14 protein-coding genes are annotated in these 23,912 nt (G+C 61.9%); 11 read left to right on the top strand and 3 right to left on the bottom strand.

Features of this window, described 5'->3' with window-relative positions; translation table 11 throughout:
- Positions 1–125 precede the first annotated feature (125 nt).
- From PMI31_RS02775 to peaD, 7 genes are all read left to right on the top strand, one after another.
- On the top strand, positions 126–1,508 hold the full coding sequence (locus PMI31_RS02775; RefSeq protein ID WP_008016074.1) for an MATE family efflux transporter: 1,383 nt from the start codon (positions 126–128) through the stop codon (positions 1,506–1,508).
- Positions 1,509–1,598: 90 nt separating this feature from the next.
- Positions 1,599–3,461 carry a hypothetical protein gene (locus tag PMI31_RS02780; RefSeq protein WP_008016075.1) on the top strand — a complete coding sequence of 621 codons (1,863 nt, stop codon included), beginning with the start codon at positions 1,599–1,601 and terminating at the stop codon, positions 3,459–3,461.
- Entirely contained in the window at positions 3,455–4,627 is a 1,173-nt protein-coding gene (locus PMI31_RS02785) for an aminotransferase class I/II-fold pyridoxal phosphate-dependent enzyme (protein WP_008016077.1), read from the top strand. Before PMI31_RS02780 ends, PMI31_RS02785 begins: the two co-directional genes overlap by 7 nt.
- 530 nt (positions 4,628–5,157) lie before the next feature.
- Entirely contained in the window at positions 5,158–6,738 is a 1,581-nt protein-coding gene (gene peaA / locus PMI31_RS02795) for a quinohemoprotein amine dehydrogenase subunit alpha (protein WP_008016078.1), read from the top strand.
- Between the two features lie 82 nt (positions 6,739–6,820).
- On the top strand, positions 6,821–8,251 hold the full coding sequence (gene peaB / locus PMI31_RS02800) for a quinohemoprotein amine dehydrogenase maturation protein (protein ID WP_008016080.1): 1,431 nt from the start codon (positions 6,821–6,823) through the stop codon (positions 8,249–8,251).
- Position 8,252: 1 nt separating this feature from the next.
- Positions 8,253–8,576 carry a quinohemoprotein amine dehydrogenase subunit gamma gene (gene qhpC, locus PMI31_RS02805; RefSeq protein WP_008016081.1) on the top strand — a complete coding sequence of 108 codons (324 nt, stop codon included), beginning with the start codon at positions 8,253–8,255 and terminating at the stop codon, positions 8,574–8,576.
- Between the two features lie 24 nt (positions 8,577–8,600).
- A complete protein-coding gene (gene peaD / locus PMI31_RS02810) occupies positions 8,601–9,719 on the top strand; it encodes a quinohemoprotein amine dehydrogenase subunit beta (RefSeq protein WP_008016082.1) in 1,119 nt (372 codons plus the stop codon).
- A 131-nt stretch (positions 9,720–9,850) separates the two neighbouring features.
- On the opposite strand, the gene PMI31_RS02815 is transcribed toward peaD, so the two are convergent.
- Positions 9,851–10,255, bottom strand: coding sequence for a lysozyme inhibitor LprI family protein (locus PMI31_RS02815; RefSeq protein ID WP_008016084.1), 405 nt, complete (start codon positions 10,253–10,255; stop codon positions 9,851–9,853).
- A gap of 161 nt (positions 10,256–10,416) precedes the next feature.
- Here PMI31_RS02815 and PMI31_RS02820 point away from each other — a divergent pair, with 161 nt between their 5' ends.
- Complete coding sequence (locus PMI31_RS02820; RefSeq protein WP_008016085.1) at positions 10,417–10,905, top strand: SRPBCC family protein; 489 nt, start codon at positions 10,417–10,419, stop codon at positions 10,903–10,905.
- 339 nt (positions 10,906–11,244) lie between these two features.
- On the opposite strand, the gene inhA is transcribed toward PMI31_RS02820, so the two are convergent.
- Positions 11,245–11,931 (bottom strand): isonitrile hydratase, encoded by a 687-nt coding sequence (inhA, locus tag PMI31_RS02825; RefSeq protein WP_008016087.1) that lies wholly within the window; start codon positions 11,929–11,931, stop codon positions 11,245–11,247.
- Positions 11,932–12,019: 88 nt separating this feature from the next.
- Here inhA and PMI31_RS02830 point away from each other — a divergent pair, with 88 nt between their 5' ends.
- Positions 12,020–13,003: a GlxA family transcriptional regulator gene (locus PMI31_RS02830; protein WP_008016089.1), complete on the top strand. Its 984-nt coding sequence runs from the start codon at positions 12,020–12,022 to the stop codon at positions 13,001–13,003.
- Positions 13,004–13,102: 99 nt separating this feature from the next.
- On the opposite strand, the gene PMI31_RS02835 is transcribed toward PMI31_RS02830, so the two are convergent.
- Positions 13,103–13,486: a hypothetical protein gene (locus PMI31_RS02835; RefSeq protein WP_008016090.1), complete on the bottom strand. Its 384-nt coding sequence runs from the start codon at positions 13,484–13,486 to the stop codon at positions 13,103–13,105.
- 189 nt (positions 13,487–13,675) lie between these two features.
- On the opposite strand from PMI31_RS02835, the gene PMI31_RS02840 reads away from it, so the two are divergent.
- Both PMI31_RS02840 and PMI31_RS02845 read left to right on the top strand, forming a co-directional pair.
- Positions 13,676–14,410, top strand: a complete 735-nt coding sequence (locus tag PMI31_RS02840) for a thioesterase II family protein (protein ID WP_008016091.1) — start codon at positions 13,676–13,678, stop codon at positions 14,408–14,410.
- A 243-nt stretch (positions 14,411–14,653) separates the two neighbouring features.
- Positions 14,654–23,887 carry a non-ribosomal peptide synthetase gene (locus PMI31_RS02845; RefSeq protein ID WP_008016092.1) on the top strand — a complete coding sequence of 3,078 codons (9,234 nt, stop codon included), beginning with the start codon at positions 14,654–14,656 and terminating at the stop codon, positions 23,885–23,887.
- The last annotated feature ends 25 nt before the right edge of the window (positions 23,888–23,912 follow it).

Consider the following 23,912-nt stretch of genomic DNA (forward strand, 5'->3'; position numbering starts at 1 on the left):
CGAGTCTCACTCTCTTCCACCAATTATCGGAAGGTCGGCTTGTTCATTTCGGCGAGAGATCGATCGAGCGGCTGGTGGCTTCACTCTATTTCTTGTGTGTGCTGAATTAAATGAAGGATGCAGGTATGCAGTGGATTGCAGAAGGTCGGCGCATTATCAAAGTGGCGGTGCCACTTTCGATCGTTTATTTGATTGAAAGTATGATGGCCTTCGTTGACTCCGTGTTCATGGGGCGTTTTCGTGCCGATGAAATCGCCGGTTATGGGCTGGGGGCGCGTATCGTTTTCGACGCGACCAATGTCATCTGCCTGTGCGTCATCGGCATGGTCGCGGTTTTCTCCGCCAAGTACGACGCGCTCAAAGACAAGCGGGCCGTGGAAGCACATGTGCAGCACGGCTTCTATATGTGCCTTCTGCTCAGCCTGCCGGTGGTCCTGGTGACCTTGAACCTTGGCAGCCTGCTGGTGGCCTTCAATGTCGACGCGGCGGTGGCCCTGCAGGCGGATCAATATGCGCAAGGCGCGGTGTACTCGATCTTGCCGCTGGCTTTGTTCTGCGTCTTGCGAGACCACTCGGCGGCAGTTTCCGACTTCTCGTCGATTTTCTACATCACGCTCTTCGCCAGCGTTTTCAAAGCGCTGATTTCCTACGTGCTGATCCTCGGCGAGTTTGGTTTTCCACGGCTGGGTGCGTACGGCGCGGGCCTTTCGACTTCCCTGGTCAGCTGGGGAATGCTGGGCGCGGAGATCCTGCTCTATTCCCTGAGCAATCGCCGGTCCGGCAAGACGTACGCGATCTTCAGCGGCTGGGTGAGCCTGCGTTGGGCGCTGGTCAAAAAGTACCTGGCGATGGGCCTGCCCCTCTCGGCGAACAGCCTGGTCATTTCGTTGATGTTCATCGTGCTGATGCTCCTTACCGAGAAAGTCGGGACCTTGGAGCTGGCCGCGGCGCAACTGGTGTTTTCCTATATCTACCCGGTCTTCATGCTGGTTGAAGGGGTGCGGGAAGCCATCGCCATTCGTGTGGCTCAGGAGCATGCGCTGGGTAATGTGCACAAGGTGCGCAAACTGACGGTGGTGGCTTGCCTGGTCAGCATGCTGTTTCTGTTTCCTTTCGCCTTTGTGGTCTTTTTCGATTCCACGCTGGTCGCCTCGATGTTCTTTAATGTCAACGAGCTGGTGAACATTGGCCTGCTGACCCAGTTCAACCTGATCATCGGCCTGGCCGCCCTGAGTATCGTCGTCGAGTGTGTGCAGGTCATCGTGCTCGGCGCGCTGAAGGGCCTGGAAGACACCAAGGTGCCATTCCTGATCAACACCACCACCGCCTGGGTGATCGGCGTGGCCGGGGGGTATCACCTGACGTTCAACCTGGACCAGGGGGTCGTTGGCCTGTGGGTGGCGCTGATTCTCAGCCATCTCGTGTCGCTGGTGCTGTTGGCGGCCCGGCTGCTGCTGGTCACCAGGCCCAACAGTCCTCTGCTGTGTGCGACCTCGGTGCACGACTGACCGTCACCCATCGCCAGGCCGGTCGAACCCGGCCTGGCAACCAATCATCAAGGTTTTCGGAAGATCGCCGGTCTGTGCGGGGGAGTGCGTATGCGTGAAGTACTGGCTACTTACATTGAGGCTTATGACGTCGCGATCGATTGTCTCGAACGTTTGCATGGCGCCAAGCTGGCGACGGCCGTCGGTCAATTGTTGTCGCGGATCGCGGCCTGTGACGATGTGCTGGTCAACAACGTGCTCAAGCACCATCGTCATGTACTTGAGCTGAACAGCGAGGAATGGGCGTGGTTCCTGCCCGGCATTCTCGAATTGGAGCGCAACAGCGCCTTTGTGGCGGCCTACCTGATCGAGAAGATCCCGCTGCTCAAGCAACAGCTGGACATGCGGGCCTTCGTCGAGTTCCTGCTCGCCATCAAGGATCATTCGGCGCGCGGTCTGTCCTACCTGATAGGTACTTCCGATTCGGCGCTGTGTGACGATCTGGAGTCGATCCTGGAGACGGTAGGCACTGCCTACTATCAGGCCGCCATGGACTGCGTGCTGCGTCATAAGGACGAACTCGGCGCGTGTTGCGCGCCCTTGCTTATCCACATCAAGAACTACAGTCGGCACCTGCCTGCCACCGACCTGGACGCGCTGGCGGCCCTGGTCTGTGAAGTGCACGCCCGCTACGGCAGTTTTGGCGCAGTGGCCCTGCTGGAAAACGCCGATGGGGTATTTGCCCGGCACAGTGTCCAGGCGGTGCGTGAACGCCTGGGTGAACTGGTGGAGGCCAGTGTCGACTATTTCCATTACCTGCTTGCCAATGGCCTGCCGCAGGTCGGCACGGTGCGCGCCGACACGGCTTCGGTCGGGCAATTGGCGGGCGCGAGTCTGATTTCGCATATCGATGCCCCTGGGGTGTTCGATGGCGGGCTGGTCTCCGCGATCATTTCCAACATGAACTTCATGGATCCGAAAACCCTGGAGAACATGCGTCATCAGTTGTCGATCGATGACTTCAAACGCTGGTTCGAACAACAACCCGCGTTTACCAACGCGCGCATGCAAATCGCCGATGCCTATGCCGGTGCCTGGTTCTCGCCGTTCGATTACTGGGGCGGCGAGATGGGCATCACCCGCTTCAGGACGCTGATAGGCCAGGCGATCGAGGCGAGCTACGACAAGCAGGCCCGGCAAACTCTGGTCTACCAGAACAAGGCGCTGTTCGACCGCCATGCCGAGTACAGCGAAAACCGCCTGCGACTGATGATCGATGTGGCGTTTCCCCATGGCGGTGACGGATCGCCGGTGCCCGAGGATATCGCCAGTATCAGGACCTATCTCGACGACCACGATCGGCAGGGGTTGCGAGATCGGCAGTCGAGGCAGCGGGTGTTCATCAGCACCTGGAACAGGAACCCCTGGCAGGACTACAGCCGCTCCGACGAGTTTTACTCCTGCACCGGCATTGGCGATTACGCGGTCAACAATGCCCCGGGTTACCTGGTCGAACCGAACCTGTGCCGCCTGTATGTCTGGTACCAGGGACGCCGCATCGGCCGGCTCAACCTGATTGCCGTGGCGGACGTCGAGGGGACGCCGGGGTTGTTGCTCGATGGCGTCGAGGGGGGCGGTCGCCTGTTGCAATCGGAAGAGCGGGTACTGGACATCCTCGGCAGTGTCGCCGAGTTCGCCAAACGCTGTGGCCTGAGTGCCTATTACATCAACTGCAAGGCCACCTACAACAATGTGCCCAAGCAGTTCATAGCCCAGGCGATTCGTCATGTCGGGCTACCGGTGACGCATGCTTATCTGCGTCGCTATTACCAAGGAATGGAAATCTATCAGGCAATGCCCCACGGACTCATACCGTTCTTCGAATCCTTCGGGAACAACCTGTCCGGGATCGTGAGTGGCCTGAAAATCACGTTGCCCCAGGGGGTCAACGTTCACAAGGAGGTGTTATGTTGACTACATTGACCGATCATGAGTACCTGGCCCTGAATTCAGCCTGCAGCTTTGCTGACGGGCACGCCTATCACGAATTGCCCCGCGGGCTGGCGGGTGTCGTCGAGCAACTGCCGAGCATTTGGTATGACTGCAATCAAACCAGGGTTCGAGACATGGAGAAGTCTTTCAAGTGTGAGTGGGCCAACCTGCTCGATTCCCGCGAGTTGTTGCGCCACGAGCACTTCCGGGTTTCCCCGACTGCGTCGAACTCCATCGATATCGTCGCGACACTCCTGGCCGAGCGAGCCCCGAGGGTGCTGCTGATCGAACCGACGTTCGACAACCTGTACTTGATGCTCAAGCGCCGCGGCTGCGAAGTGACACCGCTGAACGAGCAGTCGATGATCGACGCCATCGGCCAGGATAAGGTGGCCGAGCTGCTGGAGGGGCATGCGTTCGATACCCTGTTCCTGGTCAACCCGAACAACCCCACCGGGTATCTGATCCGCGAGAAACAATTCAAGGCCATCGCCGAATACTGCCAGCGGCAGAACAAGATGCTGGTGGTGGACTCGACCTTTCGTTTCTATACCAGGCAGCCCTTCAATGACTATGCCGCGCTGTTGAAGGCGGGCGGCTCGTTCGTGGTCATCGAGGACACCGGCAAGACCTGGCCGACCCAGGACATGAAGTCGAGCATGATCGTCTATTCCGAGGACCTGGCTCCGGAGTTGGAAAAGATCTACGAGGAGATCTACCTGTGCCATTCGCGTTTTGTCATGGGGGTGTTCGTCAACCTGTTCCGGCGCACGGCGGCGGTGGGCCTGGAGCAGGCGCTGGTGCATGAGATCGGGCTGCGCAGCGGCAAGGTCAGGGCATTGCTGGCCGGTACCGATTTGCGCTGCATTACCGACAGCCGGGCGACGGCGATGCCGCTGGAGTGGATCGATGTCTCGCGCACCGGGAAAACCGACGCGGAGCTGATCAAGCAGTTTCTCCGCCACGGGTTCCATTGCCTGCCAGGCAGCCACTTTTTCTGGCACGCCTATTACGAACGCGGTATCCAGAGTTCCCGCTTCATCCGCATCTCGCTCGCCCGTCCCGCGCACGTCTTCGAAAACGGCCTGGCGCTGCTGCGCAACATCTGCAATGAATCGAACCTGGCCAGGCTGGCCGTGAACGGTTGAGTCATCCCCCTGCGTTCCTGCTGGTGGCTGCTGATTCGTCCGCAGAGCCCAGCAGGCCTTTCTCATCTTTTTTGTGAGTCCCGATCGACGGCTTCACCAAAAAGATGATGTCCGCCCCTCCTTGTCGGGGGCCAGAACCCTCCATTCCCAAGCCAGTAACCTCCCAGACGTCACACTCTTCGACCACCCCCGGTGACTGTACGCCGCTGGTTCGGCCAGGCTCCTGTGGGCCTCCTTCCTGTGTTTGGCTTTCAGGATCCTGCTGCGCTCGCGGGGCGTGAACGGGTCTCGTCTCAGAGTGGAACAGTTGTCGCGAAATTAAACGCGGCCGGCCGGCGTTTGCCTGGGAGGTGCGTCCTGGAACTCTAGCAAGCCCTTGATAAAAAACATCATTTATAAGCTGGCACGCTCTGTGTATTGCACATCTCAGACGTTTCTCTTGCCTCCGTCAGCGGTTCACCGCCGACGGCAGAAACCATAAAAACGATAAGCCACAACAATAAGAACGCACCGTGCGAGGTTCGACGTTGATGAAGAGAAAACTCCGATCAGGCATGAGCGCCAGCCTGCTGGCCGTAGCCGCTTGTGTAGCGCTGCATTCGCCTCATAGTCTGGCAGCCCGCGACGCCCAGACCATCCTCAAGGAAACCTGTCAGGGCTGTCACACCCCCGAAGCCGATAACGCCCTCAGCCGCATCAGCCACCAGCGCAAGACGCCGGAAGGCTGGCTGATGAGCATTGCCCGGATGCAGACCATGCACGGTTTGCAGATCAGCGATGAAGACCGGCGCACGCTGGTCAAATACCTGGCCGATACCCAGGGCCTGGCGCCGAGCGAAACCGACGGCGTGCGCTATGCGCTGGAACGGCGGCTCAACCCGGTCGAGAAATTCGACGACCAGCACAGCCAGATGTGCGGCCGCTGCCACTCGGGTGCGCGGGTGGCCCTGCAACGGCGTCCGGCGCAGGAGTGGGAACGCCTGGTGAACTTCCACCTCGGACAGTGGCCGTCCCTGGAATATCAGGCGCTGGCCCGGGACCGCGACTGGTTCGACATCGCCCGCAAAGACATGGTGCCGCTGCTGGCCAAGCGTTATCCGCTGGACAACCCGGCCTGGAAAAAATGGCAGAGCGTGGCGCCCAAAGCCGATGCGCTGGTGGGCGACTGGAGTTTCAGCGGTCACTTGCCAGGCAAGGGTGAACTGGCCGGTGTCATGACCGTGAGTGCCGATGGCAGCGACACCTTCAAGGTCAGCGTCAAAGGCCAGTACGCCGACGGCAGCCCGTTCAATGGCGACGGCAGCGCGATTCTCTATACCGGTTACGAATGGCGCGGCAACGTGACCATCGATGGCGTGACCATGCGCCAGGTGTTCGCCGCTCAGGGCAATGCGATGCAGGGCCGGATGTTCGAGGCCGAGCACGACGAGCGCGGTCTGGACTTCGTTGCCGCCAAACAGGGTTCCCAGCGCTTGCTGGCGGTGCAACCGGGCTACATGAAGGCCGGCAGCGAAACCGAAGTGACCCTGATCGGCAGTGGCCTGAGCGGCAAGCCGAACTTCGGCAAAGGCGTGGAAGTGGTTGAAGTCGTCTCGCAGAGCCCGGAGCAGATCAAAGTCAAACTCAAGGCTGCCGCCAATGCCCAATCGGGGGCGCGCGCGGTCACTGTCGGTACGCTGAAAGGCCCGCAGCTCTCGGTCTACAGCAAGATTGACGCGGTCAAGGTCGTGCCGGAGTTCTCGGTGGCGCGGATTGGCGAGGGCGGCGGTTCGACACCGAAAGTCCAGGGCCGTTTTGACGCGGAAGCCTGGGGCAAGGGCGCCGACGGCAAGCCGTATCGCATCGGCGTGTTCCCCGCGCAGTGGAAGGTCGAGGCCTTCGACGACCGCGCCAGGGAAGACGAGGACGTCAAGTTCGCCGGCACCATGCAGGCCGACGCCGGCGTGTTCACCCCGGGCGATGCCGGGCCGAACCCGGCACGCAAGATGTCCACCAACAATGCCGGCAACCTCAAGGTGATCGCCGCCGTCGACGACGCAGGGAAATCCCTGACCGGCGAAGGCCACATGATCGTGACCGTGCAACGCTGGAACAATCCACCCATTCCATAAGTTGGCTGAACGTCAATCGCATCAGACACTTTTCGGAATGACCGCAAGCCCCGCCAGGCGGGGTTTGCACAGGAGGTTTGCCATGGGCGCTATCTTGAATCTGGTCGAACGCAACCTGCACGAAGTGCAGGTCGATGCCGACCGCATGCTGTTTCACATTCCCAGCAGTTCGCTGTTCGCCAGCGATGAACTGACGGGCACCATCATCGATACCCTGCGCGGCCCCGGCTGCTCCTCGGACGACCTGATCCAGCGCCTGGCCGCGCGTTTCAACGGCGAGGAAATCACCGAGACTCTGCGCGAATTGATGGCCCTGGAACTGGTCAGCGACGGCTCGCCGCTGAGCCCGGACATCGCCACCAAACGGGTCGAGCGCACGGCGATCAACACCGTGGTACTCAACGTCAACACGGGCTGCAACCTGAGCTGCACATATTGCTACAAGGAAGACCTCGACAAACCGTCGGCGGGCAAGAAGATGGACGTCGAAACGGCGATTGCCTCGGTGGAAATGCTGCTGCGCGAATCCCCGGACGAAGAGCGTTTCACCGTGGTGTTCTTCGGTGGCGAACCGCTGAGCAACCGCAAGCTGATCGAGTACATGGTCGATTACTGTGAGAAGCGTTTTCGCGAGGCCGGCAAGTTCGTCGAGTTCGTGATGACCACCAACGCCACGCTGCTCACCGAAGAAACCGTGGACTACCTCAACGCCCACCGCTTTGGTTTGTCAGTGAGCATCGACGGTCCGAAAACCGTGCACGACCGCAACCGCATCACCGTGGGCGGGCAGGGCACCTATGACGTGGTGCGGCGCAAGGCCGAGATGCTGCTGTCGCGCTACAACAGCCGTCCGGTGGGGGCGCGGGTGACCCTGACCACCGGCGTGACCGACGTCGAAACCATCTGGGACCACCTGTTCAACGAACTGGGCTTCGCCGAAGTCGGCTTTGCCCCGGTGACCTCCGGCGACATCAGCAGCTTCAACCTCACCAGCGATGAACTGGTGCAGGTGTTCGCCAACATGAAAAAACTCGGCAAGCGTTACCTGGAAGCGGCGCTGGAGCACCGCAACATCGGCTTCTCCAACCTGCACCAGTTGATCACCGACATCCACGAAGGCCACAAGAAAGCTCTGCCGTGCGGCGCTGGCCTGAAAATGCTGGCGGTGGATCACAAGGGCGAGCTGAACCTGTGCCACCGCTTTACCGGTTCGAGCCTGCCGACCTTCGGCAACGTGCACAGCGGTGTGAAACAGGTGGAGTTGAACGACTTCCTGTCCCAGCGCCTCGACCGCACCAACACTGGCTGCGAAGACTGTCAGATCCGCAACCTGTGCTCCGGCGGCTGCTACCACGAGAGCTACGCCCGCTACGGCGATCCGACGCACCCGACCTATCACTACTGCGAACTGATGCGTGACTGGGTCGACTTCGGCATCGAGGTCTACACCCGGATCATGGCCAATAACCCTGCGTTCATCAGCAGCTACATCACTCCGCGCAAGGCTCACTGATATGAAACATCTCAAGGCAATCAATAACAAAGCGTTGAAGCTGGATCAAGCCGCGGACGAGAACCGCATCGAAGAAGTGGTGGCGATGAGTTCCGTGGCGGGCTGTGCCTCGACCACCGACCCGGGCTGGGAAATCGATGCGTTTGGCGGTGTGTCGTCGCTGTGCCAGCCGATGGAGGCTGACCTGTATGGCTGCTCCGACCCGTGCTGGTGGCCGGCCCAGGTGCCCGACATGATGAGCACCTACCCGGACTGGAACAAGGATGCGCAAGCCTCCAACGACAACTGGCGCAACCTTGGCACTGTCTTCCCGAAAGACAAGTGATCAGATAAGAAGAAGGATTCCAGCATGCACAGCATCAAAGCCTGCGGCCTGGCCGCGTTCGCCGTCCTGAGCACCTGTTCGGTCAATGCTCTGGCCGATGAAAACACTGCTCTTCAGGATGGTCACGAGTACATGTTGACCACCAATTACCCGAACAACCTGCACGTGATCGACCTGGCCACCGACACCCTGTTCAAGACCTGCAAGATGCCCGATGCCTTCGGCCCCGGCACCGTGCAATTGTCGCCGGACCGCAAGACCGCCTACGTGCTGAACAATCACTATGCGGATGTCTACGGTGTCGAACTGGACAACTGCAAACAGGTGTTCCACGCCAGCATCAGCCAGAAGCCGGGGGAGAAAGCGCGATCCATGTTCGCCTTCACCCTCAGCCATGACGGCAAGGAACTGTTCACCGTCGCCAACCCGACGCTGATGATGAACGATCACTATGAAGTGCAGCAGCCCCGGCTCGATGTGTACAAGACCGACGGTGGCATGGACGCCAAGCCCGTGCGCAGTTTCCCGGCGCCGCGGCAGCTGACCATCATGCAGAGCGGCGACGACGGCACGCTGTACGTGGCGGGGGCGGATGTCTACAAGGTCAACGTGCAGACCGGCAAGTTCGACGTGCTGATCCCCAGCCGGCACTGGAAACGCCCGAACTACAGCGCGCCGGACGTGCTCTACGTATGGAACCAGCAGACGTACCGGCATGACTTCTCGCTGCTGTACACCGCGGCGAAGTTCAAGGACAAGAAGCAGGATCCGGCTACTGCTGAATACCTGTACGGCCTGTTCAGCGTCGACCTGAAGACCGGCAAGACCGAAACCACCGATTTCGGCCCTTTGACGGAGATCTACTTCAGCGGCATGCGCTCGCCCAAGGACCCGAACCTGATGTTTGGCGTGCTCAACCGACTGGCCAAGTACGACATCAAGCAGAAGAAAATGCTTCAGTCCGCCACGCTCGATCATTCCTACTACTGCATTTCCTTCAACAGGGACGGCAGCAAGATCTACCTGGCCGGGACATTCAACGACGTGGCGATCTTCGATGCCGACAGCCTCAAGCAGATCGGCAGCATCAAGATGCCGGGCGGGGACATGGCGATTACCACGGCGCAGGTGTTTGTCCGGTAAATTGCGGCGCCTGAGCTGACGCCTTCGCGAGCAAGCCCGCTCCTACATGTTGATCGCATTCTTGCTGAAAGAACCCGGTCAACTGTAGGAGCTGGCTTGCCAGCGAAGAGGCCCTTACAGGCACTAGAGATTCAAACCCCCGGCACCGGACACCCCAGATCCCCCTCCTGACACTTCAGGTAAGTCTTGAACGTCTCTACCCGCGCCTTGGTCAATTCAGTCACGCAATTGCCGTAGATCAGCGGATACACACTCCCGCCTTCCACCCCGGACGCCGAGAACTTGCACTCGGCATCGCGAAACGCAATCCACGACCGCTGCGCACCCACCAGCAACTTCTTGCTGTCGGGATTGCCCTTCAGGCGCGAAGTGATTTGCTGGTAAAGCGCATTCAATTCCTTGTCCGCCACCGCATGCTGCTGCGCCGCGCACTGATTCATCGTGGTCTGGTCGGTGGCGTTGTCGCAGTTCACGCCGGCATGGGCCAGGGAGGTGAACAACAAAGGCGTCAGCGCCAGGAGAAAACGTGCGTGCATGGCAGAAACTCGCTGTGACAGGGGAAGTTTGGGGAGCAGTGTAGCCAGACAAATGTCGACATCCATACCGTGATTACGACCACTGGCACCCGATGCATACAACTTTCGGACTGGACATGTGGTCTTAGAGGCCTACTGTTGTTCAGAACAGGAGGTGACGTATGAAACCAGTACCCAATAGTTTTGAACGCAAAATAATACTCAAATCGCCGCGCTCCCATGTATGGCGTGCCTTGGTCGATGCAGAGGCGTTCGGTCAATGGTTTGGCGTTGCGCTCGAAGGCCGGCGTTTTATTGCCGGCGAGTGGACGCAGGGGCAGGTCACGTATCCCGGATATGAACATGTATTGTGGAATGTGCTGGTCGAGCGGGTCGAACCACAGCAGTTGTTTTCGTTTCGCTGGCACCCTTACGCGGTGAATCCGAAGATCGACTACTCCCAGGAGCCCACCACGCTGGTGAAATTCGAGCTGGCAGACTACGAAGACGGCACGCTGCTCAAGGTGTCCGAGTCAGGTTTCGCTCACATTCCCGACATACGTCAGAAGGAGGCTTACTACATGGACAGTCGTGGCTGGGAAGAGCAATTGAGCAGACTCGAACATTTTCTCGTCGAGAGTGACAAGGCCCGTGAGCACGAGGGAGGCTGAAGTCTGAGACCCGGGTGGCCAAAAATCAGCTGGAAGTCGCGAGACTTGCGGCCTCCAGGCTCGAAGCCTGAGGCGTCCAAGGGTTTTCGGAAGGTGGTTTATAGCCAATGTCTTACACGCGATGGTAGCGATATCGCCTGTTACAAATTGGATCCGATGCGTATTCTGGCCTCACCCACTGAAGCACAGGATGTGCTCAGGATCATGGATGATCGACCATATGCAAGGAACGCAGCGACAAGGAGTCGTCATGGTCTTGGAAAAACCCGCTTCGGCGGGTTTTTTTGTGGGCGCAGGAAAAGTCGTGGCGGCAGGAACCGGGTTCCTGCCGCCATTTTTTCACTGTCGGTCGAGTTTCGCCGCCGCGCGCTCGGTGATTTCCGCCCGCAGCTTCAACGAGCCGGCAGCCCGCTGGCGAGCCTCTTCCAGCACACTGGCCGGGGCCGTCTCGGGGCTGCCCGCGGTAAACGGCGGGGCCGGGGCGTATTCCAGTTGCAACTGCACCAGCTCGGCGGTGGCCTGGTCGAACAGTTCGGCGGCCAGGGTCAGAGCGAAGTCGATACCGGCGGTGATGCCGCCTCCGGTCAATAGATTGCCGTCACGAACCACCCGATCGTTCACCGCGATTGCGCCCAGCGGCTCGAGCAATGGGTGATAGGCCCAGTGAGTGGTGGCGCGTTTGCCTTTGAGCAATCCCGCCGCGCCCAGCACCAGCGAACCAGTGCATACCGAAGTAATGTACCGGGCGTTGGCGGCCTGGGTCTTGAGAAAATCCAGGGTCTGGTCATCTTCCATCAACGGCCCGACGCCACTGCCGCCGGGCACGCAGATCACGTCCAGCGCCGGGCAATCTTCAAAGGTGGTGGTCGGTTTCAACAGCAGGCCGGTGCTGGCGGTGACCGGCACCAGGTCTTTCCAGATCAGATGCACTTTCACATCCGGCAGCGAGGCCAGTACGTCATAAGGGCCGGTCAGGTCCAGTTGCTGAACCTGTGGAAACAACAGAAAACCGATCTGCAACGTCATGGTGTTTTTCTCGTGAAGTGGGTGGACGGCTTGACTGTAGGCTCGTAGGCTTTGGCGTATACGCCAATCTCCCCACGAATTACGCCAAATGTCGAAAACCATCCATGTGCTCGCTTTCGCCAACGTGCAAATACTCGACGTCACCGGGCCGTTGCAGGTATTCGCTTCGGCCAACGACATAGCCCGTCAGCAAGGCCTGCCGCCACCCTACGTACCGACCGTGATTGCCAGCGGCGGCGGGGCGGTGATGTCATCGGCGGGGTTGGCGCTGTTGGCCGAACCGTTGCCGGATGAGGGCACCGATACCCTGATCATCGCCGGTGGCTGGGGGGTTTACGCAGCGGCACAAGATGCGCCGTTGGTCGCCTGGGTGCGTGAGCATGCCCGTGGCTGCCGGCGGGTTTCCTCGGTGTGCACCGGTGCGTTTCTGCTGGCGGCCAGCGGCTGGCTCGATGGCCGGCGCGTGGTCACCCACTGGACCCGCTGCGAGCAACTGGCGCAGCAGCACCCTCAGCTGCACGTCGAGCCCAACCCGATCTTCATCAATGACGGCCCGGTCTGGACCTCGGCCGGGGTGACGGCCGGCATCGACCTGGCGTTGGCCATGGTCGAAGAAGACCTCGGGCGCACCATGGCCCTCGAAGTCGCCCGGCAACTGGTGGTGTTTCTCAAGCGCCCGGGTGGCCAGTCGCAATTCAGCGTGACCCTGTCACTGCAACAGGAAGGCAACCGTTTCGACGAACTTCACGCCTGGATCAGCGAAAACCTGACCCAGGACCTTGGCATCCCGACCCTGGCCTTGCAGGCCGGCATGAGCGAACGCAGCTTCGTGCGCCACTACCGCGCCGACACCGGCCAGACCCCGGCCCGGGCCATCGAACTGATCCGCGTCGAAACCGCGCGGCGTCTGCTCAGCGATACCGGCGTGCCGATCAAACGGGTGGCGGTGCAATGCGGCTTCGGCAGCGAAGAAACCCTGCGCCGCAGCTTCCTGCGGGCCATGGGCGTGACGCCGCAGGCTTATCGTGAGCGGTTTTCGGTCAGTGTTGGTGTAGATTCAGTGGTGCCTTGAGCCACCTTCTGCCTGAGTTCGATGCAATTGCCCCCAAGGGTCGCACGTCTGGCAGATCACACGGATCGATGGGGTTTTCAGACAGCGTTGTACGTACCATCAGGCTTCCGCCACCTGATCGAAATACTTCGCCCGATCCGGTGTAAACGTCACCACCATCCCGGTTCGCGAGCAAGTCAGCGCCCGCTCCTGGTTCAAATCAACATCCAGATCCTCCCCGCGCAGCCCTTGCCACTGCGCGAGGTATTTGAGGGAGCCATATTTTTCGAGTTTCTTCAGGCTGCGGCTGACGCCGCCTTTCCAGCCCAGTGCCGGCAACTCGCCGGCGAGGCACTGTCGGGCGAGGTCGGGGAGGCGGGCGGCGCGCTGGCGGCCGACTTCCCAGCATTTGATCAGGCCCTTGTCGCCGGCTTCCCAGAGTTCCTCTCGGTTCAAGCCGGTTCGGAGCGGGGAGTCGATGCTGCGATGGATGCGTTGGGTCATTCTGGTTCCTTGAATTCGGGTGGTTCTGCACAGCTCCGCTGTACCCGTTCAGCAAGGATGTTATGTGGGGATGTAATGGCTGGCAACAAGGTATTTCCGTTCGGCTCGCTGCTGCAAGGGATCTCTGTATGACTAATTCCCGGCGCACCTCATCCGTTTTCCAGGCAGACAACTTTCGAGGAAAGCCCGGTGACCCCGCTGACATTGCTGTGCCTGCCCTATTCGGGCGCGAGTGCCATGGTCTATAGCCGCTGGCGGCGCAAGCTGCCGGAGTGGCTCACGTTGCAACCCGTGGAGCTTCCGGGGCGTGGCGCGCGGTACGGCGAGCCGTTGCACACCGACATGCGCCGTCTGGCGCTGCAATTGGCCCATGAACAGAAAGCCACGCTCAAGGCGCCCTATGCGTTGTTCGGGCACAGCATGGGGGCGTTGCTGGCCTGCGAGATGGCCCACGCGTTCCGCTCGCTGGGTTGCCCGGAACCGGTAGCGCTGTTCGCCTCGGGCACCGCCGCACCGACGATGCGCGCCGACTACGACCGGGGCTTCGCCCAGCCCTGGACCGACGCCGAACTGATCGAGCAATTGCGCACCCTCAACGGCACCAGCGAAGAGATCCTGGCCAATGCAGAGTTGATGAGCCTGACCTTGCCGGTATTGCGTGCGGATTTCCTTCTGTGCGGACGTTTCGAGCCGGTCCGGCGCCCGTTGCTCAAGTGCCCGGTGCACGTGCTTGGCGGCAAGGCCGACCGCGCCACCACCGAGCAATTGATCGGCTGGAGCCAGGAAACCCGTGGCAGCTTTTCGGTGGACATGCTGGCGGGCGGGCACTTCTTCATCCATGAGCAAGAGGCCAGGGTGCTGCGGGTGATCAAGGATCATCTGGAGGTGCATCATCGACGGCAAGGGTTGATGGCGGTGGGTTGAACCCATTCTGAAATCACCACAAAACCTGTAGGAGCGGGCTTGCCCGCGAAGAGGGAGTGTCAGCGACATACCTATTGCCTGACACACCGCCTTCGCGGGCAAGCCCGCTCCTACAGTTGTATTTATTGACCTGTTTTTCTGCGTTTTGCCTTTTGCCTGATCCGCTAATTTTTCCCGCCTGCATTCGTTTTATAGGGACGACGCGCCTTTGCGCCGCCTGCCTACTGATGCGGATGCTGATAGATGAATGCTGAAGACTCCTTGAAACTTGCTCGCCGGTTTATCGGGTTGCCCCTGGAAAAGCGCCAGATGTTCCTTGCGGCCTTGCACAAGGAGGGCGTGGATTTCGCCCGTTTTCCGATTCCGGCCGGCATCGAGGCCGAGGATCGCCAGGCGCTGTCGTACGCCCAGCAACGCATGTGGTTGCTCTGGCAACTGGACCCGCACAGCGGCGCCTACAACCTGCCCGGCGCGGTACGGCTGACCGGGCGCTTGAATCTGCCGGCGCTAAAGCAGGCGTTCGCCAGCCTGGTGGCGCGGCATGAAACCCTGCGCACGGTGTTCCAGCGTCAGGCCGATGACCGCTTGCAGCAGGTGCCTGCCACGGCGCCGCTGCTGATCGAACAAGCGGATATCAGCGCACTGCCTGCCGAGGAACGCGAACGGGCAGTGGCGCAAACCGCCGAGCAGCAATCTCTGCTGCCGTTCGATCTGTCGACCGGTCCGCTGCTGCGGGTCACCTTGCTCAAGCTCGCCGAACAAGAGCACGTCCTGTTGCTGACCCTGCACCACATCGTCTCCGACGGTTGGTCGATGAATGTGCTGATCGACGAATTCATCCGTTGCTACGACGCTTTCGATACGACCGCTCAGCCGCAACTGGCACCGTTGCCGATCCAGTACAGCGACTACGCCCTGTGGCAGCGTCGCTGGCTGGAGGCGGGCGAGCAGGCACGGCAACTGGCGTACTGGCAGGCACAATTGGGCGACGAACATCCGCTGCTGGAGTTGCCGCTGGACCATTCGCGCCCGGCGATGCCGAGCTATCGCGGCACCCGCTACGAATTCGCGGTCGAGGCGCAACTGGCCGAGCAACTGCGCAGCACCGCGCAGAAACACAACATCACCCTGTTCATGCTGTTGCTCGGCGCCTTTAACGCTTTGCTGCATCGCTATACCGGGCAAACCGACATCCGCGTCGGCGTGCCCATCGCCAACCGCAACCGCGGGGAAATCGAAGGCCTGATCGGCTTCTTCGTCAACACCCAGGTGCTGCGTACCCAACTGGACGGCCAGACCCGGGTCGACGACCTGCTGCGCACCATCAAGGAAACCGCCCTCGGTGCCCAGGCCCACCAGGACCTGCCGTTCGAGCGTCTGGTCGAAGCGCTGAAACTGGAGCGCAGCCTCAGCCACACGCCGTTGTTCCAGGTGATGTACAACCACCAGCCGCAGGTGGCCGACATGGCTTCGGTCAGCACCGCGTCCGGCCTGGTACTGGGCAGCGTTGACTGGCAAAGCCGTACCACCCAGTTCGACCTGACCCTCGACACCTGGGAGAAGGGCAGCAAGCTGCACGCCGCGCTGACCTACGCCAATGACCTGTTCGAGGCCGATACCATCGCGCACATGGCCCGGCACTGGACGCGCCTGTTGCAGGCGATGGTGGCTGACGGGAGCGCTCGGATCGGCGATTTGCCGATGCTGACGGCAGAGGAGCAACAGGTGCTGGTGCAGGACTGGAACCGCACCGCCGAGATCTATCCGGTCGAGCAGTGCCTGCATCAGTTGATCCAGGCCCAGGCCCGACGCACCCCGGATGCGCCGGCGCTGGTGTTCGGCGAACGTCAGCTCAGCTACGCGCAACTCGATGCCCGCACCAGTCAACTGGCTCACTGTTTGCGCGAGCAGGGCGTCGGCCCTGATGTGCTGGTGGGCATCTGTGTCGAGCGTTCGCTGGACATGGTTATCGGCCTGCTGGCGATTCACAAGGCCGGTGGCGCTTACGTACCGCTGGACCCGGAGTACCCGGCCGAACGCCTGGCCTACATGATCGACGACAGCGCGATTGGCTTGCTGCTCACCCAAAGCACCTTGCTCGGCGCACTGCCCACCGAGGGCGTCAAGGTCATCGCCCTGGATCAGGCGCAAGACTGGCTTGATGGCTACAGCGAGACCTGCCCGCAGGTTGACGTGCATCCATTGAACCTGGCCTATGTGATCTACACCTCAGGTTCCACCGGTAAGCCCAAAGGAGCCGGCAACAGTCACGCGGCGCTGGTCAACCGCTTGTGCTGGATGCAACAGGCTTACGCAATCGACGGCAGTGACTCGGTGCTGCAGAAAACCCCGTTCAGTTTCGACGTTTCGGTCTGGGAGTTTTTCTGGCCGCTGATGACCGGCGCGTGCCTGGTGGTGGCGCCGCCGGGGGCGCACCGTGAACCGGCGCAGTTGATCCGCCTTATCGGTGACCACGGCATCAGTACGCTGCACTTTGTGCCGTCGATGCTCCAGGCGTTCATCCACGAGCCAGGTGTCGAGGCGTGCTCCGGCCTCAAGCGCATCGTGTGCAGCGGTGAAGCCTTGGCGCTGGATGCCCAATTGCAGGTGTTCAAGAAGCTGCCGGGCGCAGGCTTGTACAACCTGTACGGTCCGACCGAGGCGGCCATCGACGTCACCCACTGGACCTGCATCGATGAGGGCGCCGACAGCGTGCCCATCGGCCGGCCCATCGCCAACCTGCGCACCCATGTGCTGGATGCGCAATTGCTGCCGGTTCCGGCCGGTGTGGCGGGGGAGTTGTACCTTGGCGGCGCCGGCCTGGCGCGCAGTTATCACCGGCGTCCGGCGCTCACCGCCGAGCGTTTCGTGCCGTGCCCGTTCCATGACGGCGCGCGCTTGTACCGCACCGGCGACCGCGTGCGGCAGCGCGCCGATGGGGTGATCGAATACCTCGGGCGCCTCGACCATCAAGTCAAATTGCGCGGCCTGCGCATCGAGCTGGGGGAAATCGAGACTCGCCTGATGCAGCATGCGCTGGTGCGCGAGGCCGTGGTGCTGGTGCAGGGCGGCAAGCATCTGGTGGCCTATCTGGTGCTGGAAAATGCCAGTGCCGACCCGCAGTGGCCACAAACCCTCAAGGCCTGGCTGCTCGGCAGCCTGCCGGAATATATGGTGCCCACCTACCTGATGCCGCTGGACGCCTTGCCGGTGACCGCCAACGGCAAGCTCGACCGCAAGGCTTTGCCGCAACCCGACGCCGCGCCGCAACAGGCATTCGTCGCCCCGCAAGATGTGATGCAGACTGCACTGGCGCAGATCTGGCAGGACGTGTTGGGTGTAGAACCTGTGGGCCTTGAAGACAATTTCTTCGAGCTCGGCGGCGACTCGATCATTTCCATCCAGGTGGTCAGCCGCGCCCGCCAGGCTGGCATCCGCCTCAGTCCGCGTGACCTGTTCCAGTATCAGACCGTGCGCAGCCTGGCGCTGGTCGCGGCGTTCGACAGCCGCAGCACCCTCGATCAAGGCCCGGTCAGTGGCGAGGTGATCCTGACCCCGGCGCAGCACTACTTCTTCGAACAGGCCATCGCCCAGCGTCAGCACTGGAACCAGTCGCTGCTGCTGACGCCCCGGGAGGTGCTGAACCCGCAAGCGCTGGAACGGGCGTTGGTCACCGTCATCAACCACCACGACGCCTTGCGCCTGCGCTTCATCGACGGTGCCGAAGGCTGGCAGCAACGCCATGCAGCGCCCGTCGAGTGCGCTGGATTGTGGCAGCGCCGGGCGTCTTCGACCGAAGCCTTGACCGTCCTGTGCGATGAAGCGCAGCGCAGCCTCGATCTGGCAAACGGGCCGCTGCTGCGCGCCTTGCTGGTCAGCCTCGACGATGGCAGCCAGCGCTTGCTTCTGGTGGTCCATCATCTGGCGGTGGACGGAGTGTCGTGGCGGGTGTTGCTCGAAGACTTGCAACAGGCTTACCGGCAAGCGGCGTTGCCCGAAAAAACCAGCGCCTATCAAGCCTGGGCCGCACACCTGCAACAGCATGCCGGCACAGTCGTTACGCAAATGCCGTACTGGCAGGCGCAATTGGCGGATGCCCAGGACCTGCCTTGTGACAACCCGCAGGGCAGTCTGCAGCATCGCCACGGGCACAAGATCGAATCGCAACTGGACGCCGGACTGACCCGCCAGTTGCTGCAGCAGGCGCCAGCGGCCTATCGCACTCAGGTCAATGATCTGTTGCTCACGGCGTTGGTGCGGGTCATCTGCCGCTGGAGCGGGCAGGGCTCGACGCTGATCCAGCTTGAAGGCCACGGCCGCGAAGACCTGTCCGACGACCTCGACCTGAGCCGCACCGTCGGCTGGTTCACCAGCCTGTTTCCGCTGCGCCTGCAACCCGAGGCCGGGGCGGCCGACTCGATCAAGTCGATCAAGGAGCAACTGCGTGCCATTCCCGGCAAAGGCCTGGGGTATGGCTTGCTGCGCTACCTCGGTGAACCGGCGCAGCGCGAAGCCCTGCAACAGTTACCGGCACCGCGCATCACCTTCAACTACCTGGGGCAGTTCGACCGTCAGTTCGATGACGCTGCGCTGTTCGTCCCGGCCGCGGAAAGCGGCGGCCAGGCCCAGGGCGACGATGCACCGCTGGCCAATTGGTTGACCGTGGAAGGCCAGGTGTATGGCGGGCAGCTCTCGCTGCAATGGGGCTTCAGCCGCGACATGTTTACCGAGGCCACGGTGCAGCAACTGGCCGACGCTTACACCGAAGAGCTCAAGGTGCTGATCGAACATTGCTGCACGACAGCGGCAGGCCAGGTCACACCGTCGGACTTCCCGCTGGCGCGCATCACTCAGGCCCAGCTCGATGCCTTGCCTGTCCCGGCAGCGGCCATCGAGGAGATTTACCCGCTGTCGCCGATGCAACAGGGCATGCTGTTCCACACCCTGTACGAACCCCAGGCCGAGGCCTATATCAATCAATTGCGCCTGGATATCCAGGGGCTGGAACTGGCGGCATTCGGCCGGGCCTGGCAGGCGGCGATCAACCGTCACGACATCCTGCGCAGCAGCTTCCACTGGCTGGGACTGGAGTCGGCGCACCAGGTGATTCATCGCCAGATTGACCTGCAACTGCAAGTGATCGAAGCGGCCGACGTTGACCTCGATGACTTGGCCGCCGAGGAGCGCAGCCGTGGTTTCGAGCTTGGCGCCGCGCCACTGTTCCGTCTGATGCTGGTGCGCCTGGGGGCGCAAGACTGGCACCTGATCTACACCAGCCATCACATCCTCATGGACGGCTGGAGCAACGCCCAGTTGCTCGGCGAGGTGATCCAGCATTATGCCGGCCAGACATTGGCCAAGCCGTTGGGGCAATACCGCGACTATCTGGGCTGGATTGAACAGCAGCCGCTGCTGGCCGCTGAGCAGTACTGGAAGCAAGCGCTGGCGGCGTTGGAAGCGCCAACGCTGCTGGCGCAAGCCTTGCCGACGCCCGTCGATGGATGCGGCATGGGCGAACATCAATTGACCCTTGAGAGTGCGTCGCTAAAGCGCCTGAGCGATTTTGCCCGCCAGCAGAAAATCACCCTCAACACCTTGCTGCAAGGCGCCTGGGGCCTGTTGTTGCAGCGCTATACCGGCCAGTCCTGTGTGGCGTTCGGTGCAACGATTGCCGGACGTTCCGCGCCGCTGCCGGGCATCGAGCAGCAGTTGGGGCTGTTCATCAACACCTTGCCGATCATTGCCTGTCCCCCTGCGGGCCAGACCGTGGCCCAGTGGCTCAACGACCTGCAAGCACAGAACCTGAGCCTGCGCGAGTTCGAGCACGTGCCGCTGTACGACATTCAGGGCTGGGCCGGGCAGCAAGGGGCGCTGTTCGACAGCCTGCTGGTGTTCGAGAACTTCCCGGTGGCCGAAGCCCTCAAGCAAGGGGCGCCGGCGGGCCTGACCTTCGGTGCATTGCACAATCACGAAATCACCAGTTATCCACTGACCCTCGGCATCGAAGTCGCTGCCCATCTGCGTCTGGATTTCAGTTTCGACCGGGCCAGGTTCAGTGCCGCGCAGATCAGCCAGTTGGGCGCCAGCCTGTTGCATGTGCTGGAGCAATTCATCGCGCAGCCACAACAGGCGCTGGGCGCGATCAGCCTGCTCGATCCTGAGGCTCAGGCAAAGATGCTGGCGTGTTCCCGTCCGCCAGCGCCGCGAATCGACAGTCCGTTGCTGGTCCATCAGCGTTTCGAACAACAAGCGGCGCGCACGCCCGATGCACTGGCGGTGATTGTCGGTGACGAGCGTATGACCTACAGCCAACTCAATGCGCAAGCCAACCAGCTCGCCCATCGCCTGCGTGCCCACGGTGTGGCACCGGGGCAGCGGGTGGGCCTGTCGGTGCGGCGCAATGCGCAGATGATCGTCAGCCTGATGGCCATCCTCAAGGCCGGCGCCGGTTATGTGCCACTGGATCCGGATTACCCGGCCGAGCGCCTGGCCTACATGATCGAAGACAGCGGCATGGACCTGCTGCTGGCGCAACCGGGCTTGCTGACCGATGTAGCACTGCTGCAGGGTTTACCGCGCCTGGCGCTGGAGGCGAGCGCCGACGGTTACTCCACTGAAAACCCGGAAAACCTTGCCAGCGCCGAAGACCTTGCCTACCTGATCTACACCTCCGGCTCCACCGGACGCCCGAAAGGCGTGTGTCTGGCCCATGCCGCACTGCGCGAGTTTTGCCTGATCGCGGCGGGCTATTCGCAATTGGTCCCTGAAGACCGCGTACTGCAATTCGCCACGTTCAGCTTCGACGGCTTTGTCGAGCAGTGCTACCCGCCGCTGTGCGTGGGCGCGGCACTGGTGATGCGCGGCGATGAGCTGTGGGACACCGACAGGCTTTATCGGCAGATCATCCGGCACCACGTGACCCTGGCCGACCTGCCGGCAGCTTACTGGTTCCTGCTGGCTCAGGAGTGGGCCGCCCAGCCTCAACGAGACAAGGGGCGTCTGCGCCAGGTCCACGTCGGCGGCGAAGCCATGTCGCTGGAAGGCCTGAAGCTTTGGCATGCCGCCGGTTTGGGCGATGTGCGCCTGCTCAACACCTACGGGCCGACCGAAGCCACGGTGGTGTCCAGCACCCACGAATGCACTCTGGCCGATACCCGCAATCAGATTGGCGTGCCCATCGGCAAAGCGCTGCCCGGTCGCGCGTTGTATGTGCTGGACAGCGAAGGGCACCTGCTACCGACCGGTTGCGTCGGCGAGTTGTGCATCGGCGGTGACGCCGGCCTTGCCCAGCGCTATCACCAGCGACCGGGGCTGAGCGCCGAGCGCTTTATCGCCGATCCGTTTTCCGCCACACCGGGTGCGCGGCTGTACCGCAGCGGCGACCTGGCGCGCTATCGCGAGGACGGTGCGCTGGAGTACTTGGGGCGTATCGATCACCAGGTGAAGATTCGCGGTTTCCGTGTCGAGTTGGGTGAGCTGGAAGCGCACCTGCAAGGCTTGCCGATGATCAGCGAAGCTGCGGTGCTGGTGTACGAAGGCGTTGGCGGCAAGCAATTGATCGGCTACGTGGTACCGGCCGCTGCCGAGCAACTGGCGGCTGATGCGCGTCAGCTCACCGACACCGTGCGGCGAGCCTTGGGCGAGCGCCTGCCGGACTACATGCTCCCGGCGCAACTGGTGTTGCTGGCCGCGTTGCCGCTCAACCGCAACGGCAAACTCGACCGCGCCGCGTTGCCGGCCCCACAGGTTTGGGAGGCCGAAGTCGGCAGCGCACCGCAAGGGGCCCTGGAAATCGAACTGGCGCAGATCTGGCAGCAGGTGTTGCAAGTCAGTCGCGTCGATCGCGAAAACGGCTTCTTCGAATTGGGCGGGCACTCGTTGCTGGCGACCCAGATCGTCTCGCAGATCCGCCAGCGCCTGGGCCTTTCGGTGAGCCTGCGCAGCCTGTTCGAACATCCGCGCCTCGCGGATTTCGCCGCTCAAGTGCAGGCGCTGCAACGCACCTGTGAGCGCCCGGCGCTGGTGGCGGACACCTCCGGTGAACGCCAGCCGTTGTCCTTTGCCCAGCAGCGCTTGTGGTTCCTGTGGAACCTGGAGCCGGACAGTTCGATGTACAACATGCCGGGCGCCTTGCGCCTGCGTGGCGCGTTGAATCTTGAGGCCTTGCGCCAGACCTTCGAAACCCTGGTGCAGCGCCATGCAGTGTTGCGCACCACGTTCTACGAGGAAGACGGCCAGACCTGGCAACGGGTGCATCCGCAACTGCCGTTGAGCTTTGTCGACAGCGACCTGCGGCATCTGCCGGCGCCGGACGCTGAAGCACAACAGCTGGCCGGCGAAGAAGTCGCTCGGCCATTCGACCTGCGCCACGGCCCGTTGCTGCGAGTGCGGGTGCTGCGGGTCGCGGATGACCAGCATGTGCTGCTGCTGACGGTGCATCACATCGTCGCCGATGACTGGTCGTTCCGGGTCCTGATCAATGAGTTCGTCACGCTGTATCCAGCCCTCAACCGTGGCCAGACCCCGCAACTGCCGGCGCACAGTGTGCAGTACGCCGACTTCGCCAAATGGCAGCGCCAGTGGTTGGAGCAGGGCGGCGAGTTGCAACGCCAGCTCGATTACTGGCAGCAGCGCCTCGCTGAACCACAGGCGGTGCTGGAGTTGCCCGCCGATGGCGACCGGCGCATCGCGCAAGAAGGTGCCAGCGCTCATTTCACCTTCAGTGCCGAACTCAGCCAGCGACTGCGCGACTTTGCCCAGCAACGCGATCTGTCGCTGTTCATGCTGCTGTTGAGCGGTTTCATCCTGGTCCTGCACCAGCGAACCGAGGTCAGTCGTGTGCGCATCGGCACCGATATCGCCAACCGAAATCAAGCCGGGCTTGAAGAAATGGTCGGCTTCTTCGTTAACCAACTAGTACTGCAAGTGGAGGTCGATGCCGGGCAGTCGGCGGCGCAATTGCTGGAGGCCTGTCGCCGGGCGGTGCTGGAGGCTTCGGACCATCAGGACTTGCCGTTCGAGCGTCTGGTGGAGGCGTTGCGCTTGCCGCGCCGGGCCGGACGTTCGCCGCTGTTCGACATCAAGCTGATTTACCAGGAGGGCGTCGGTCGTCTTCCGTCGATGGAAGGCCTGCAGGTCGAGGACTTCCCGTCCGGGCGGCAGGCGACTGAGATCGGCATGGTCGCTGCGTTCTACAACGATGCGCAGCACATCCACTTGAGCTTCGAGACAGCGGCCGGCCAGTACCTGCCTAGCACGCTGGCGTGTTTGTCCGAACAGATTCAGGCGGTACTCGAAGCGCTGATACGCGGTGACGGGTTGCAGGTCGGCGAGTTGCTGAACCTGGCCGGCGAGGTCCAGCGCCGTGCTGATGCGCGCTTGAGCGAGCAACGCAAGGCCTTGCTCGGTGGCGCCATGGCGATCAGGCGCCGCTCGGCGAACCGGGGTGCACCGGCAGCGCAATCCGCAGCGGACTGATTCGGTCGGCAGCGCCCTTGAGCGC

This window comes from Pseudomonas sp. GM55 (assembly GCF_000282395.1).
GTDB classification, from domain to species: domain Bacteria; phylum Pseudomonadota; class Gammaproteobacteria; order Pseudomonadales; family Pseudomonadaceae; genus Aquipseudomonas; species Aquipseudomonas fluorescens_CC.